Origin of the sequence: Chryseobacterium jejuense (assembly GCF_017877355.1) — a bacterium.
Taxonomy (GTDB): Bacteria; Bacteroidota; Bacteroidia; order Flavobacteriales; family Weeksellaceae; genus Chryseobacterium; species Chryseobacterium jejuense_A.
Genome location: NZ_JAGIPR010000004.1, coordinates 35,037 through 50,153, shown reverse-complemented (window position 1 = coordinate 50,153; position 15,117 = coordinate 35,037). Strand labels below are relative to the sequence as shown.

Genomic DNA, 15,117 nt, shown 5'->3' with positions numbered 1-15,117 from the left:
TATAATAAATAAATTAAAGACAAAATAATAAAAAAACCTTCCCATTGGGAAGGTTTTATATTACTCATTGCTTATTACTTATGATAAAGAAGCAGCGTGTACAAGCATATCCACTAACTTGTTAGAGTAACCCATTTCGTTGTCATACCAAGAAACAAGTTTTACGAAGTTAGGAGAAAGCATAATACCAGCGTCTTTGTCGAAGATAGAAGTTCTCTTATCTCCTACGAAGTCCTGAGATACTACTGCATCTTCAGTATATCCTAGGATACCTTTCAATTCACCTTCAGAAGCAGCTTTGATTACTGAACAGATTTCTTCATAAGAAGCAGCTTTTTCAATTCTCACTGTTAAATCTACTACAGAAACGTCAACAGTTGGTACTCTGAAAGACATACCTGTTAATTTTCCGTTTAATGAAGGAATTACTTTTCCTACTGCTTTAGCAGCACCTGTAGAAGAAGGGATAATGTTGTTTAGAGCAGCTCTACCACCTCTCCAGTCTTTCATTGAAGGACCATCAACAGTTTTCTGAGTTGCTGTTGTAGCGTGTACAGTTGTCATTAAACCTTCTACGATTCCGAAGTTATCGTGGATTACTTTAGCTAAAGGAGCTAAACAGTTTGTAGTACAAGAAGCGTTTGATAAAATTTTGATATCATCAGTAAGTTCCTTGTGGTTTACACCCATTACGAACATTGGAGTATCATCTTTAGAAGGAGCAGAAAGGATTACTTTCTTAGCACCAGCAGTAATGTGTTTTGCAGCACTGTCTTTATCTAGGAATAAACCTGTAGATTCTACTACGTAATCTGCACCAATTTCATCCCACTTTAGGTTACTTGGATCTTTTTCAGCAGTAACTCTGATTTTTTTCCCGTTTACAACAAGATCATTTCCTTCTACAGAAATTTCACCTGGGAAAATACCGTGTACAGAGTCATATTTTAACATGTAAGCCATGTATTCTGCATTGATTAGGTCATTGATTCCTACAACTTCAATGTTGTCTCTTTCAGTCATTGCTCTGAAAACAAGACGTCCAATTCTACCAAAACCGTTGATACCTACTTTAATTGTTGACATAATAGTTTGTTTTTATTAGATTTATAAAAATAATTAGATTGCTAAAATTTCTGAAATCAACATTAAGTCTTTATTGATTTCGTTATGTTTTTTAATGGCTTCTTCAATAGGTGTATACACCACATCGTTGGAGCGCATTCCTGCCATTACATTGGTTTGGCCATCCATTAATCCTACTACTGCACCATACCCAAGTCTGCTGGCCAATACTCGGTCTGCACAACTAGGAGATCCTCCTCTTTGCATGTGTCCTAAAACCGCTACACGAATGTCATAGTCAGGGAATATTTCCTTTGTTTTTTCTGCCAACCCATAAACATTGGCTAGTTTTTCACCTTCTGCTACCACTACAATGCTGGATGATTTTCCTGTTTTTTCAGCTTTTCTGAACTTTGCAAAAAGATCATCCATACTGTCTTTTTTCTCAGGAATTAAAATATCCAAAGCACCTGTAGCCAAACCACTGTTTAAAGCGATAAATCCTGCATCACGCCCCATTACTTCAACAAAGAAAACCCTGTTGTGAGAAGTGGCTGTATCACGGATTTTATCAATCGCTTCCATAGCAGTATTCAACGCAGTGTCATATCCGATGGTATTATCTGTTCCGAAAATATCATTGTCAATAGTTCCCGGAATACCGATTACTCTGATTCCGAATTCTTCACTGAAGATCTTGGCACCGGTGAAAGTTCCGTCTCCACCAATGCATACCAATCCGTCGATACCCAGCTTTACGCAGTTATCATAAGCTTTCTGACGGCCTTCTTTAGTTCTGAAATCAGCAGATCTGGCAGACTTTAGAATTGTTCCACCTTGGTTGATTATATTTTTTACGGAACGGGCTCCCATTTTCAGGAAATCATTGCTGATAAGGCCATTGTAGCCTTCCCTTACCCCGTAGCATTCAATATTATAGTAATTGGCGGTTCTTACTACCGCTCTTAATGCTGCATTCATACCTGGAGCGTCTCCTCCTGAGGTAAGAACTGCAATCTTTTTTACAGCACTCTCTTTCATCTAGTAAAAAATTTCGAACACAAATTTACAAAAACAAGTTCAGATTATCGTAGTAACTTTTCAATTGTTTTGAATATATAGAATTAAAAGCGTCTGAAATTTGTCGGTTTGAAAATATACCGCGCCGTTTTGGTCTCAGGAGCATCCACATCAAGGTCATACCATGGCGAAATATTTTTTTGGAAAGGGTTGGATAACAGATGTATAGATTGAGCAGGTGTAAATCCTTCACTCAATAAAAATAATTTTTTCCCTTCCTTATTCTTACAGACCCCGGCAATAAAAACCACATGTCCCGGGCTTCCCGGAGTGATCAGAATGTCTCCGGTTTTTAAATCTGAGTTTTTTAAGACTGGTTTGGTTTCCTTATTCAGTGAAATAGTTCCCGCATAATTAAAGATAAGGTCCAGATAATTTCTGAAACCCTGATAAGAATCATCAAAACCAGCTGTTTTTCTAAAGCTTACAGAATTGCCATTAACGAAAGCTCTTGTCCCATTTTTATAATCATTCCAGCTGAGAAGATGACCGCTGGTAAAATGAAACTTAATATCATCCGTTTTTTTATTTTTATATAAATATTCAGCTCTTAGCCGAATTACGGCATCCGCACATTGCTGGAGGTCTTTATTTCCGGTATCAATATCAAAAACAGCTTCATGAAGATGCTGTGTGGAAATAGGAGAGCTATCATATTTTAAAATCTGGCTTCCATAAGGCTTTAATTTAAAGTTTTCAATGAAGTATCCGAAAGAATCAGGTTTCTCTTCATGCCACTGATAATCTTTAGGCGGGGAAAATCTTTTCCTAACTGTATTTTTATCCTTATTGATTTGCACTGAAGTTTCAGAAGTTAGAATTTCAGATTCCTCAGAATTTCGGTTTGATGTAGTTTTATCTTGAGTACAGCCCAATAAAACCATGCTAATTACCACTCCTGAAATAATTTTTTTCATATTCATTTGATTCGGTTACAAATATGGGATTTTTTGTGAAATGTTGAAATATCAAAATATGCTTTTATTTGTAAGGTTTTTTAGCTATGAATGCATGAATAGAATAATTTTGAATGCTTCTATATTGTTTAGAACTTATTGATTAAAAATACAACCACATAGATTGCTATGTTTTATATAAATAAGATTATTTGTGCGTTTATGGCAATAATTTTACAGCATATAATTTTATTGCAGATGGAATCTTGCGCCTTAATAACACAATCTATTCAGAATAATTTTGTGTCTTTGCGCTTTTCAAAACAGTTAAATGCTAGCAGAATAAGAAATCTGCCAAATCAGTGAGATTTAAAAGCAATTTTAAACTTCAGTATTCTCCTCTTCAGGAATCAAAAGTTTTCCCCAATCATTCAGCTGCCAAAGAATAGCAACCAACTTTTCACCTAGCTCTGTCAATGTATATTCAACTCTGGGAGGTAGCTCATTAAAAGATTGTTTTGTGAGAATACCATCTTCAACCATTTCTGTCAGCTGCTGGTTAAGAACTCTGCGGTCTACTTTTGCGATTCCACGCAAAAACTCACTTGGACGTTTCTTTCCCTCATTAATCTGCCAAACAATAGGAATTTTCCATTTTCCACTGATGGTATTAACAGCAACTTCCAATGGACAGATTTTATTTTCTTCAGCTCTTCCCTTTATTTCCATAAAATTGACTTTTTTATCCCTATGGGTGAAAAATATGCGTTATTGCTTATTTATAACCACTTTTAGACCTTTGTAAAAATAATAAAATTAAAAAAATGAATACACTGGCAAAGCAGATCGAATATTTGAATCAGGAATTATCTTCACAGCTTCCACTGGAAATACTGAATGCATTTGCAAAGTCTATTGAAGATTTGAAAACAAAGAGAATGGAAGAAAATAGTGTTCAGGTTGGAGATCAAATGCCTGAGTTTTCATTACCAAATGCTTTGGGTACAATAATTAATTCTGAAGATATTCTTAAAAATGGAAAAATAATTTTAGCCTTTTATAGAGGAAGCTGGTGTCCTTATTGTAATCTGGAATTAAAATTTTTACAGGACAACCTTTCCAGAATAAAAGATAAAGATGCTACTTTAATTGCTGTTTCTCCACAAAGGCCGGATCATTCTTTAAGCATGACAGAGAAAAATAATCTTGAATTTGAAGTATTGACGGATGTTGATAATAATTTTGCTGAAAAATTAGGTATAGCTTTTCAGTTGCAGGATTTTGTACTTCCTTATTATAAAGATCTGGGAATACATCTTTCCGGTTTCAATAAAAACATGGACAATACTTTACCAGTTCCAGCTGTTTTTGTGGTGGATGAAAATAAAGTGATTACTTATAGATTTTTAGATATAAATTACATGAATAGAGTAGATGTAGAAGAATTAATAGAAGCATTATGACAGAAAAAAGAAAAGGAGCCCGTTCCATTAAAGATATTCCTGCTGATATTTTAATCCAATTGAACCGAGGGGAAATTGAAACAGCCAATCTTACAGAATGGCTGGCAGTAGATCAGAGACTTTTATTAGAAAATTTATTACAACAGAATAACAGATCAGAGTATTTAGAACCCATTGTGAAAAAGATAGACCAGTTAAAGAAACAAACGGTCAATACAATCAATGAAACTATTGGATTGGGAATTCTTGATTTTGTACTTAAAAATGAGGATGCAGAATTTCTTTCAAAGTTATCCACACATCCTGCAGACTTGGTTCGTTGCTGGGCTGCTTATACCGTGGGACGGAATAATACTTTTAATACTGAGGAGAAATTTAAAAAAATTCAACCCTTTGCTTCAGACACCCACTTTGGAGTAAGAGAAATCTGCTGGATGACGGTACGTCCGGATATTTCAAAGAATCTTAAAGAATCCTTGTCTATTCTATCAGAATGGACGAAGCACGAAAATGAGAATATCAGACGCTTTTCCAGCGAGTCTACAAGACCGAGAGGAGTGTGGTGTGAGCATATTGATGCATTAAAACAAAATCCGGGATTAGGATTGGAAATTTTAGAGCCATTAAAATCAGATTCTTCAAGATATGTACAGGATAGCGTGGGGAATTGGTTGAATGATGCCAGTAAATCCCAACCGGAATTTGTAGTGGAAATCTGTGATGAGTGGCTCAGGGAAAGTAACACAAAGGAAACTCAATATATTATCAAAAAAGCCTTACGTACCATTCGTAAATAAAAGTTATCCACAATATAGAATTGTAGAATAAATAATACTATATCTTTCACAAATCTAGCTGATTATTAAATGTCCTTACTAAAAGGTTTTTCAAGAATAAGTCTAATAAATCGAGCTGAAAAAGTTATCCACAATATCAGAATATGAATTAAAAACTTTCTCAGATTTTCCCCATTCAAAATCTCAATTTAAAAAGTAATCATCTGTGCAAATCTGCGTATTCTGTGGTTAAAAAAGTTATCCACAATATGGAAGTGTAGAATAGATAATGCTATATCTTTCACAAATATAACTGGTTATGGAATGTCATTATTAAAAGGTTTTTCAAGAATAAGTCCAATAAGGAGAATTGAAAAAGTTATCCACGATGTCAGAATATGAATTAAAAACCTTCTCAGATTTTTCCCATTCAAAATCTCAATTTAAAAAGCAATCATCTGTGCAAATCTGCGTATTCTGTGATTAAAAAAGTTATCCACAATATGGAATTGTAGAATAGATAATGCTATATCTTTCACAAATATAACTGGTTATGGAATGTCATTATTAAAAGGTTTTTCAAGAATAAGTCCAATAAGGAGAATTGAAAAAGTTATCCACAATGACAAAATATGAATTAAAAACCTTCTCAGATTTTTCCCATTCAAAATCTCAATTTAAAAAGCAATCATCTGTGCAAATCTGCGTATTCTGTGGTTAAAAAAGTTATCCACAATATGAAATTGTAGAATAAATAATACTATATCTTTCACAAACCTAGCTGGTTATAAAATGTCCCTACTAAAAGGTTTTTCAAGAATAAGTCCAATAAGGAGAATTGAAAAAGTTATCCACAATGTCAGAATATGAATTAAAAACCTTCTCAGATTTTTCCAATTCAAAATTTCAACTTAAAAAGCAATCATCTGTGTAAATCTGTGTCTTCCGTGGTTAAAAAAGTTATCCACAATATGGAATTGTAGATTCGAGTCTTTCAATTTAAGATCACCATTTCTCAGTTAAATACTTCCAATATCTTTTGGGAACATGCTGTACATGTAGCTTCAGATTTTTTCTTTCAACAATATTGGTCTTGGTAAAATATCGTTGCCAAAGCGTTTGATAATTCTTTTCATCATCATGAAACTTCTCCTGATAATTCTTGATCTCTAATTTCTCCTCCGGATAAAAGAAGTCAGAGGTTTCCAGATCATAAAGGAGTCCATAATTTCTTCGTAAATCAAAGATCATCCACTTCTGATCCTGGTAACGATCACTAAAATGTTTTCTGATTAAAGGAAGAACATTGAAATCAGGATCTATTTTTGCAAAGAAAATATCATCCTGCATTTTCTCGAAACGGACAAAGGCTGTCATGCGGTGACTTTCTCTGTCTACAGATTTACAGATTTTGGAAATCTTCATGATGTCAGTATCTGCATAGTTTTCCAGGATGTTTTCTTCAGGATTCTTTACAGATTGTTTTACGGCTGATAGTATTACTTTTTCCAATTCAGGATCTTCAGAGAAAAAAACTTTTAAGAGCTTATGAATACCCTGTTTCCTTAGATTTTGCTCCAATTTTTTTAATACTCTTTCTGATTTGTCAGTTTGGGTAACGACCTCATGAATCTCTGCAAAAATATTTTCCTGACGAAACCTTTCCCTACTCACAATTTCCACATCTTTATAACGATATTCAAAAACTTCGAATATTGCTGTGAAAAGGCCGTCAAAACTAGCGTCGTAGAGTAGAGTGGTCATGTGTAATTGGGTAATTTAAAAATGTAACTATTGAGTATTTCTGGTCATTCTGACGATGATGTCTTTGTGTTTTAATAATTTGTGATAATTTGTTAAAATATTCGTGTCATTTCTGTTTAATCTAAAATAATGTCAACTGCTGTGAAAACTGATTATGAAATTTTGAAGAACTTCCCCCCACCAATAATTTTCTAAAATTTTTATCCGTTAAATATTTCAGATAGGCATTCCCGGCATTGAAATCAATAAAATATTTAGCTCTGTTAACGGCTGTTCCTAATCGTTTCAAATGATCCAAATTTAAAACCTGAAAACGTCTCGCACTCACAATTTTTTGCGCAGATTTGACTCCAATTCCGGGAATTCTTAATATCATTTGATAATCGGCAGTCTGGATATTCACAGGGAACTGGTCCAGATGTCGTAATGCCCAACTTAATTTAGGATCTACTTCCAAATCCAGAAAAGGAACATTGGGATCAAGAATTTCCTCAGCTTTAAAACCATAAAATCTCATGAGCCAATCCGATTGATAAAGCCTGTTTTCACGAAGCATAGGCACTTCAGTAGTTAGAGAAGGAAGTCTGTTGTCTTCCAAAACCGGAACATATCCGGAATAATACACTCTTTTCAGATTGAAGTTTCTATAAAAATGATCTGCCACTTTGATGATTTGCAGATCATTTTCGTTAGTAGCTCCTACAATCATCTGAGTGGATTGTCCGGCTGGAGCAAACTTAGGTACCTTCTTTAAAATCTTTTTCTCGTCCTGATATTGGATAATCCCTTTTTGAATATATCTCATAGGGCTAATCATATCCTGCCTATTCTTTTCAGGAGCCAATAATTTGAGCCCGCTTTCTGTAGGGATTTCCAGGTTTACTGAAAGTCTGTCTGCATATAAAGCGGCCTCCTGCATCAGCTCATCACTGGCTCCCGGAATAGATTTTAAATGAATATAGCCATTGAAATTTTCTTCCAGACGCAGTTTTTTGGCAACCCGGACAAGTCTTTCCATGGTTGTATCTGCATTTTTAAAAATTCCGGAACTTAGAAATAATCCTTCAATATAATTTCTCCGATAAAAATTAATAGTAAGGTCTACCACTTCTTCTACTGTAAATGCAGCTCTTTTAATATCATTTGAACTTCTCGATACACAATAAGCACAATCATAAATGCAGTGATTGGTCAATAAAATTTTGAGCAAAGAAACACATCTGCCGTCTTCGGTATAGGTATGACAAATCCCACTTACGGAACTATCTCCTAAAGCCCCTTTTTTATTCTTTCTTGTTCCTCCGCTTGATGAGCATGAAACATCATACTTGGCAGCATCAGCAAGGATTTCAAGTTTTTCTTTAAGGCGGTCAAAATTCATACTATAAATGATTTGATATAATTTGTATCAATATATTGATTAATAGGTGTTCAAATTTAGTTCTAAAATTGATAAGTATCAATCTTTTTTCATAGAAGTTATCAACAAAAAAGAGCCTCAAAATCATTATATTTACGCCTCATTAAAGTTTATATCTTGAAATCGCTATGATTTGCGGGCACAAATAAGAATGAAACGACGCGATTGCATATAACCTTTGAAAAAATAAATTATCTATATATGAATCATAAACCAATTGAAGGTTTTTCCAAGCTTTCAAAGCAAGGGAAAATCGAGTGGCTTGTAAGCGAATATCTTGAAGGTAATCAAGAATATCAAAATATATTGAAACAATATTGGAATGAAAATGCAGATCTTCAGAAGCTTCATGAAGAATTTTCTGAAAATACGATATCCAATTTCTATATGCCGTACGGAATTGCTCCGAACTTTTTAATTGATGGAAAACTATTGGCATTACCAATGGCCGTTGAAGAAAGTTCAGTAGTAGCAGCAGCTTCCAAGGCCGCAAAATTCTGGATTGATAAAGGAGGTTTTAAAACAACCATTATTAATACTGAAAAGTTAGGACACACTCATTTTATATTCAATGTAGAGTCGCACAAATTATTACACTTCTTTAATTTTAGTTTAAAGAAAAAATTGTTTGAATCTACACAGGATATTACTGCCAATATGAGAAAACGTGGCGGTGGAATTCTGAACATCAGTCTTGTGGATAAAACTGCAGAAATGCCGAATTATTACCAACTGAAAGCAAGTTTTGATACGGTAGACTCAATGGGAGCTAATTTTATCAATTCGTGTCTTGAACAGTTTGGGAAAACTTTGAGACAGGAAGTAGCAACCAGTGAAGATTTCACTCAGGATGAGAAAAATTCATTACAGATTGTGATGAATATCCTTTCCAATTTTACGCCTGACTGTATTGTAAGAGCTGAGGTTTCATGTAAAATGGAAGACTTAAAAGATGACAGCGGAATTTCTCCTGAAGAATTTGCTTCTAAATTTAAACAAGCCGTAACCATTGCTGAAATTGAACCTTACCGTGCAACAACTCATAATAAAGGAGTAATGAATGGAGTAGATGCTGTTGTAATTGCAACCGGAAACGACTTCAGAGCAACGGAAGCTTGTGCTCATGCCTATGCTGCAAGAGACGGACAATACAGGTCTTTAACACACTGTACAACGGATAATGGAGTTTTCAGATTCTGGATAGATCTTCCGATTTCTGTAGGTGTTGTAGGAGGTTTAACGAATCTTCACCCTTTGGTAAAATTCTCTTTAGCATTACTTGGAAAACCATCCGCTCAGGAATTGATGAGTATTCTGGCTGTTTCAGGATTGGCACAAAACTTTGGTGCTCTACGTTCATTAGTAACAACTGGAATTCAGAAAGGGCACATGAAAATGCACTTACTTAATATTTTGAACCAATTGGGAGCTACTGAAGAAGAGAAGGAGCATTTTGTGACTTACTTCAAAGATAAGACGGTAAGCCATCATGAGGTAATCAATGAGTTTAACAGAATGAGAGAAAACTAATGTTACAGATTATTCTGCCTATTATATTTCTCATCTTTGGATTCTTTTTGAAGAAAACAACTTCACCGGGCTTCCAAAGTTCAAAGAGATTTGCCAATATGTTTATCATACTGGGAATTTCTACTTTAGTGGCCAAGTTTATTTTAATGTATTTAAATTCGAAATAGTGAAAAAAAGTGTCTTGTTTTTCATGCTGATTTCCGGATTAAGTTTTTCACAGAAAAATTTAAAAATATCGAATTTACAGCCAAAGACTGAAGACTCAACTTTTCCGGTGGTTTCCTATGCAGAAAATCCCTTAGTGGAAAGCAAAATAAATACATTTTTACAGGTCAACGAATTGGAATATATTCCCAATTCAGGTTCTAATCCTTTTAAACTGGTTTCTACAGGAACAACTTCTTATTCTAATTATGTTTATTTCTATAGTTGGGAAAAGCTGGAAACGCCTAAAAATATTTTGAGTATCGGGATGGATGGAGAAGCTTCTGGTGCTTATCCTGAAAACTTTGCGATCTGGAAGAATTTTGACCTGAGAACCGGGAACTTTATCAATGTTCAAGATCTGTTTCAAGTTAATTCAATTAAGACTATTGAACATTTGCTTGAACAGAAAGTAAAGAAAAGAGTTAATGATTTTTTGGCTGAGTTGAAATCTGCCAAAAATCCACCCGAAGAAACAGAAGATCAGATCGGTTTATATGAAGGTTGTTATACAGAACAATCTTTGGATGATATCCAATATTTTTTTGGAAAAGATAAGCTGACATTTGTAGCCGCAAGATGTTCCAATCATGCAATGAGAGCCTTGGATGATCTTGGAAGTCATGAACTTGAATTGACATATAAAGAATTGGAAAAATATTGGAGTCCTTATGCCAGAAACTTGCTTAACGGATCTGAAAAAGTAGGGGAAACTAGCTTCAGAAATAAGCTGTACAAAGGAAAAATTGATGGGAAATACCCCATTACAGTCCTTGTTACCCGTTTTTATCCGAATAATGATAAACCCGGAATAAGTTCTTTTCATGCAGAATATTGGTATGATAAAAATAAAAAGCTCATTAAATGGGACGGGCAGCTGAAAGGAAATCATATTTCCATCACAGAGAATGACCGTTATGATGATGCCACTAGTCAATGGATCCCGAGAGCTTTTTTAGAGGCAGAAATGAACGGAAATAAAATTTCCGGAACATGGCAGGATTATAAGACAAAGAAAAATTTAAGTATAGAATTAGAAGAGTTATAAAATGAAAACAATTACCCTGATTTTTGGAGCAGTTTACGGAATGGTTTCTGTTATCCTTGGCGCATTCGGAGCTCACGCCTTAAAGAAAATATTATCGGTGGAAAGACTGGAAAGTTTCGAAACCGGAGTACGATACCAGATGTATGCAGCCTTTTTCCTGCTGATCATCGGATATATTTTAAAATTTGAAACTTCCACAGAAAAATGGACATCCATTTTAATGATTGCCGGAACACTGTTGTTCTCAGTAAGTATTTATTTCCTGAGCCTACAGGATTATTTAGGAGCCAATCTTAAGTTTTTAGGACCTATTACTCCGCTTGGTGGATTATTGATGATCCTGAGCTGGGGAATGTTGATTCTTTATTTTGCTAAAAATAGAATTTAATCTTGCAATTCAGGCAAAAAAGAATATTTGCAATATATTATATAGGTTGTTTACAGAAAAATAAAACCATGAATCAATGTTTTTTATTACTTGTTATTGCTCTGACAATTTCTTGTATAAGTGTTCAAAAAATAAATGCACAAGGGAAGAAACTGTTAAACAGAAATATTTTAGTAGAAATAAAAGATATACAAAATCGCTTTTCTGATAGTATTAAACGTTATGATTACAAAAAAGATGAGGTTTTATATACTCAAAAGTATAAACTTTTTTATGGTGAAAAATTAAAAAATCTGAAAGATTTGTATCAAAGCATCTATGACAAAGAGGTAATAATCGGAAAAATAGATCCCAACCTATCATTTAAAGCAACCAACGGAGTACAGATTGAAAACAACGTACCCCAAACAGAAATCATCCCTCTGGAAGCGGAGAAAAAGAAATCTATTGATATTGCTGAGGTTGAAAATTATCAACAGCTTGCCGAGTTGAAAAAACAGTTGACGGTGAATTTCCCTGTTTATTTAATAGAGGATTTTGCCGGCGGAATCTATCGTTGTAAGTTGAATTTTACAATTGATGTAGATGGGAAGTTCAAAAAAGTAAAGTATAGTGAGTCATCTGATACAGAGTTTAGCATTATCAGCGGATTGTTCCTATATGCTATTGGCGGTTTGGAAAAACCTTTGATTTATAAAGACAAACCAATTATACAAACCTTTGCACAACCTATTGTATTAAGATTCGAATAAATAAAGAGCGTATTGTAAAAGTTCTCATCATCAGTAAAGATAAATGATGAGATTCTTTTACTATTTACAGTTAATTAAAATGAAAATCAATAGAAGGAGACGCTTAATCAAAACATTTAATCTCTTAGATCAACCTATCAGATTCAATCCTTTTGTATTCAGCCGTACTTTTTTCATGTGGGCTTTTACAGGTCTAGTAGGAGGTGTTATTGCTGGCGGATATTGGATCGTGCTTGAACATTTTACCGAATTTTTAGCTCACTTTCAAGGTTGGCAGGTGATTCCAGCCATGGCCATTTGTGGTCTGCTGGCAGGACTGGTGATCCATTTCATAGGAGATCCCGGAGAAATCCATCTGATTGTAAATAACATCAGATTTAATAAAGGAAAACTAGAACCCAAAAATAATCCATCCATGATTCTGTCTTCACTTTTTTGTGTAGCATCAGGGGGAAGTCTAGGGCCGGAAGCACCTTTAGTACAGGTTACCGGATCTACAGGAACCTGGCTTGGGAAAATCTTCAGATTGAAAGGCGAAGAGCTTCGTTCATTAAGTATTGCCGGGATGGCTTCAGGTTTTACCGCTCTTTTTGGAGCTCCGCTGGGAGGAAGTCTTTTTTCCTTGGAGATTCTTCATCACAAGCATGCCGTTGAGTATTATAAAGCCATTATTCCTGCATTGGTAGCCAGCTGTTTCAGCTATCTGATGTTTGCTTTGATTATCCATCTTGGAATTGGAGCAACATGGGATTTGAAAGCCTATCACTACACCGGCGTATATGATTTTTTATATGCTGCTTTATTCGGAATTGTAGGAACCCTTTTCGGTTGGATTTTCATCTTTGTGGTAAAATTTTTCAAAAAGATTTTTGAATACAGAAAATTCCCCATCTACATCAAAACATTAGTAGGAGGAATTGTTTTAGGGATTATTGCTTACAATTTTCCCATCACAAGATACTTTGGACATAACGAGATCAATCAGTTGATCGGTGGGAATTTCGGATTGAATTTTCTGATCTTGGTTTTGATCTTTAAAATATTAGCTATTGCCATCACGGTAACTTCTGGTTGGAGAGGAGGTTTTATCATTCCGTTGTTCTTTGTAGGAACAACTTTGGGTTTAATTATCCATAATTTATTTCCAGGTGTAGACACTACTTTGGCTATTGTAAGCTGTATGGCAGCTATTAATGCCTGTGTAACAAGAACTCCGATGAGTACAACCATTATTCTGGGAACATTAACCCGGTTTACTTATTTTGTTCCGATATTGTTTGCCAGTCTTACGGGATATTTCTTGGCTCCAAAGATTCCATTTATCGGATCTCAGTCTGAAAAATTAGCGGAAGAATAAGGAAAAATGTATAAACATGTCAAAAATCAAGGAAGTAATCTTTAATTTTTGAATGAAGAATCTTGAACTTCCATGTCTTTTTAGTAAATTTGTCAACCTTTAAATATTAAAATAAAATAATAAAAATAATATGAATCTTCACGAGTATCAATCAAAAGAGATTTTATCAAAGTATGGAGTAGCTATCCAACGTGGTTTCGTAGCAAACAACGTAGATGAAGCTGTAGCAGCTGCTGAAAAATTGACTGCTGAAACCGGAGCTCAGGCTTGGGTTGTAAAAGCACAGATTCACGCAGGTGGTCGTGGTAAAGGTGGGGGTGTTAAGTTTTCTCCAAATATGGATAAACTTAAAGAAAACGCTCAGAATATCATCGGAATGCAGTTGGTAACTCCACAAACTTCTGCTGAAGGTAAAAAAGTACACTCTGTTTTGGTTGCAGAAGATGTTTATTATCCTGGAGAATCTGAAACTAAAGAATTTTATGTTTCTATTCTTTTAGATAGAGCTGAAGGGAAAAATACAATCGTATATTCTACTGAAGGTGGTATGGATATTGAGCACGTTGCAGAAGTAACTCCTCACTTAATCCACAACGAACTTATTGATCCAGCTATCGGTCTTCAAGGATTCCAGGCTAGAAAAATTGCTTTCAACTTAGGTCTTGAAGGAAATGCATTCAAAGAATTTGTGAAATTTATTTCTTCTCTTTACAATGCTTATACAGGTATTGATGCTTCTCTTTTCGAAATCAACCCAGTGTTGAAAACTTCTGATAACAAAATTATCGCGGTAGATGCTAAAGTAACTTTAGATGACAACTCATTGTTCCGTCACAAAGACTTAGCTGAATTAAGAGATACAAGAGAAGAAGATCCAATGGACGTAGAAGCTGGTGAAGCTGGTCTTAACTTCGTAAAATTGGATGGTAACGTTGCTTGTATGGTAAACGGTGCTGGTCTTGCAATGGCAACTATGGATATCATCAAATTATCAGGTGGTAACCCTGCTAACTTCCTTGACGTAGGTGGTACTGCAGATGCTCAGAGAGTACAAACGGCTTTCGGAATCATCTTAAGAGATCCAAACGTAAAAGCAATCTTAATCAACATCTTCGGAGGTATCGTAAGATGTGACAGAGTTGCTCAAGGAGTTGTAGATGCTTACAAAGCTATGGGTAGCCTTCCGGTTCCATTGATCGTAAGATTACAAGGAACTAACGCTGTAGAAGCTAAAAAATTAATTGATGAGTCTGGTCTTCCGGTTCACTCTGCAATTACTTTAGAAGAAGCTGCAAACAAAGTAAAAGAAGTTTTAGCATAATCTAAAACTTTCAGATAAAACAAGAAACCGTTCCATTTTTGGAACGGTTTCTT

Annotated in this window: 14 protein-coding genes; 8 read left to right on the top strand and 6 right to left on the bottom strand. The window is 34.8% G+C overall.

Going from position 1 to position 15,117, the window contains the following annotated elements:
- Nucleotides 1–78: 78 nt before the first annotated feature.
- The 4 genes from gap to J2772_RS09460 form a co-directional block, all read right to left on the bottom strand.
- Nucleotides 79–1,086, bottom strand: coding sequence for a type I glyceraldehyde-3-phosphate dehydrogenase (gene gap, locus J2772_RS09475; protein ID WP_209916001.1), 1,008 nt, complete (start codon nucleotides 1,084–1,086; stop codon nucleotides 79–81).
- A 33-nt stretch (nucleotides 1,087–1,119) separates the two neighbouring features.
- Complete coding sequence (gene pfkA / locus J2772_RS09470) at nucleotides 1,120–2,106, bottom strand: 6-phosphofructokinase (RefSeq protein WP_209915998.1); 987 nt, start codon at nucleotides 2,104–2,106, stop codon at nucleotides 1,120–1,122.
- Nucleotides 2,107–2,189: 83 nt separating this feature from the next.
- Nucleotides 2,190–3,062, bottom strand: a complete 873-nt coding sequence (locus J2772_RS09465) for a DUF4846 domain-containing protein (protein WP_209915996.1) — start codon at nucleotides 3,060–3,062, stop codon at nucleotides 2,190–2,192.
- A gap of 360 nt (nucleotides 3,063–3,422) precedes the next feature.
- Nucleotides 3,423–3,770: a winged helix-turn-helix transcriptional regulator gene (locus J2772_RS09460; RefSeq protein WP_209915994.1), complete on the bottom strand. Its 348-nt coding sequence runs from the start codon at nucleotides 3,768–3,770 to the stop codon at nucleotides 3,423–3,425.
- Nucleotides 3,771–3,865: 95 nt separating this feature from the next.
- Here J2772_RS09460 and J2772_RS09455 point away from each other — a divergent pair, with 95 nt between their 5' ends.
- Nucleotides 3,866–4,504: a peroxiredoxin-like family protein gene (locus J2772_RS09455; RefSeq protein WP_209915992.1), complete on the top strand. Its 639-nt coding sequence runs from the start codon at nucleotides 3,866–3,868 to the stop codon at nucleotides 4,502–4,504.
- On the top strand, nucleotides 4,501–5,301 hold the full coding sequence (locus J2772_RS09450) for a DNA alkylation repair protein (RefSeq protein WP_209915990.1): 801 nt from the start codon (nucleotides 4,501–4,503) through the stop codon (nucleotides 5,299–5,301). Before J2772_RS09455 ends, J2772_RS09450 begins: the two co-directional genes overlap by 4 nt.
- A 984-nt stretch (nucleotides 5,302–6,285) precedes the next feature.
- Here the strand turns inward: J2772_RS09450 and J2772_RS09445 are convergent.
- On the bottom strand, nucleotides 6,286–7,044 hold the full coding sequence (locus J2772_RS09445) for a TIGR03915 family putative DNA repair protein (protein ID WP_209915988.1): 759 nt from the start codon (nucleotides 7,042–7,044) through the stop codon (nucleotides 6,286–6,288).
- A 121-nt stretch (nucleotides 7,045–7,165) separates the two neighbouring features.
- Nucleotides 7,166–8,425: a putative DNA modification/repair radical SAM protein gene (locus tag J2772_RS09440; protein ID WP_209915986.1), complete on the bottom strand. Its 1,260-nt coding sequence runs from the start codon at nucleotides 8,423–8,425 to the stop codon at nucleotides 7,166–7,168.
- Between the two features lie 240 nt (nucleotides 8,426–8,665).
- On the opposite strand from J2772_RS09440, the gene J2772_RS09435 reads away from it, so the two are divergent.
- The 6 genes from J2772_RS09435 (at nucleotide 8,666) to sucC (ending at nucleotide 15,064) form a co-directional block, all read left to right on the top strand.
- A complete protein-coding gene (locus tag J2772_RS09435; RefSeq protein ID WP_209915983.1) occupies nucleotides 8,666–9,994 on the top strand; it encodes a hydroxymethylglutaryl-CoA reductase, degradative in 1,329 nt (442 codons plus the stop codon).
- A gap of 166 nt (nucleotides 9,995–10,160) precedes the next feature.
- On the top strand, nucleotides 10,161–11,246 hold the full coding sequence (locus J2772_RS09430; protein ID WP_209915981.1) for a hypothetical protein: 1,086 nt from the start codon (nucleotides 10,161–10,163) through the stop codon (nucleotides 11,244–11,246).
- Nucleotide 11,247: 1 nt separating this feature from the next.
- A complete protein-coding gene (locus J2772_RS09425) occupies nucleotides 11,248–11,634 on the top strand; it encodes a DUF423 domain-containing protein (protein ID WP_209915979.1) in 387 nt (128 codons plus the stop codon).
- 68 nt (nucleotides 11,635–11,702) lie between these two features.
- Nucleotides 11,703–12,386: a hypothetical protein gene (locus tag J2772_RS09420; protein ID WP_209915977.1), complete on the top strand. Its 684-nt coding sequence runs from the start codon at nucleotides 11,703–11,705 to the stop codon at nucleotides 12,384–12,386.
- A gap of 79 nt (nucleotides 12,387–12,465) precedes the next feature.
- Entirely contained in the window at nucleotides 12,466–13,743 is a 1,278-nt protein-coding gene (locus J2772_RS09415; RefSeq protein WP_209915976.1) for a chloride channel protein, read from the top strand.
- 130 nt (nucleotides 13,744–13,873) lie between these two features.
- On the top strand, nucleotides 13,874–15,064 hold the full coding sequence (gene sucC / locus J2772_RS09410; RefSeq protein ID WP_034694875.1) for an ADP-forming succinate--CoA ligase subunit beta: 1,191 nt from the start codon (nucleotides 13,874–13,876) through the stop codon (nucleotides 15,062–15,064).
- The last annotated feature ends 53 nt before the right edge of the window (nucleotides 15,065–15,117 follow it).

What these genes read in the sequence shown, in the direction of transcription:
- gap (WP_209916001.1), bottom strand. Translation starts at nt 1,086, where the DNA reads ATGTCAACAATTAAAGTAGGTATCAACGGTTTTGGTAGAATTGGACGT.
- pfkA (WP_209915998.1), bottom strand. Translation starts at nt 2,106, where the DNA reads ATGAAAGAGAGTGCTGTAAAAAAGATTGCAGTTCTTACCTCAGGAGGA.
- J2772_RS09465 (WP_209915996.1), bottom strand. Translation starts at nt 3,062, where the DNA reads ATGAAAAAAATTATTTCAGGAGTGGTAATTAGCATGGTTTTATTGGGC.
- J2772_RS09460 (WP_209915994.1), bottom strand. Translation starts at nt 3,770, where the DNA reads ATGGAAATAAAGGGAAGAGCTGAAGAAAATAAAATCTGTCCATTGGAA.
- J2772_RS09455 (WP_209915992.1), top strand. Translation starts at nt 3,866, where the DNA reads ATGAATACACTGGCAAAGCAGATCGAATATTTGAATCAGGAATTATCT.
- J2772_RS09450 (WP_209915990.1), top strand. Translation starts at nt 4,501, where the DNA reads ATGACAGAAAAAAGAAAAGGAGCCCGTTCCATTAAAGATATTCCTGCT.
- J2772_RS09445 (WP_209915988.1), bottom strand. Translation starts at nt 7,044, where the DNA reads ATGACCACTCTACTCTACGACGCTAGTTTTGACGGCCTTTTCACAGCA.
- J2772_RS09440 (WP_209915986.1), bottom strand. Translation starts at nt 8,425, where the DNA reads ATGAATTTTGACCGCCTTAAAGAAAAACTTGAAATCCTTGCTGATGCT.
- J2772_RS09435 (WP_209915983.1), top strand. Translation starts at nt 8,666, where the DNA reads ATGAATCATAAACCAATTGAAGGTTTTTCCAAGCTTTCAAAGCAAGGG.
- J2772_RS09425 (WP_209915979.1), top strand. Translation starts at nt 11,248, where the DNA reads ATGAAAACAATTACCCTGATTTTTGGAGCAGTTTACGGAATGGTTTCT.
- J2772_RS09420 (WP_209915977.1), top strand. Translation starts at nt 11,703, where the DNA reads ATGAATCAATGTTTTTTATTACTTGTTATTGCTCTGACAATTTCTTGT.
- J2772_RS09415 (WP_209915976.1), top strand. Translation starts at nt 12,466, where the DNA reads ATGAAAATCAATAGAAGGAGACGCTTAATCAAAACATTTAATCTCTTA.
- sucC (WP_034694875.1), top strand. Translation starts at nt 13,874, where the DNA reads ATGAATCTTCACGAGTATCAATCAAAAGAGATTTTATCAAAGTATGGA.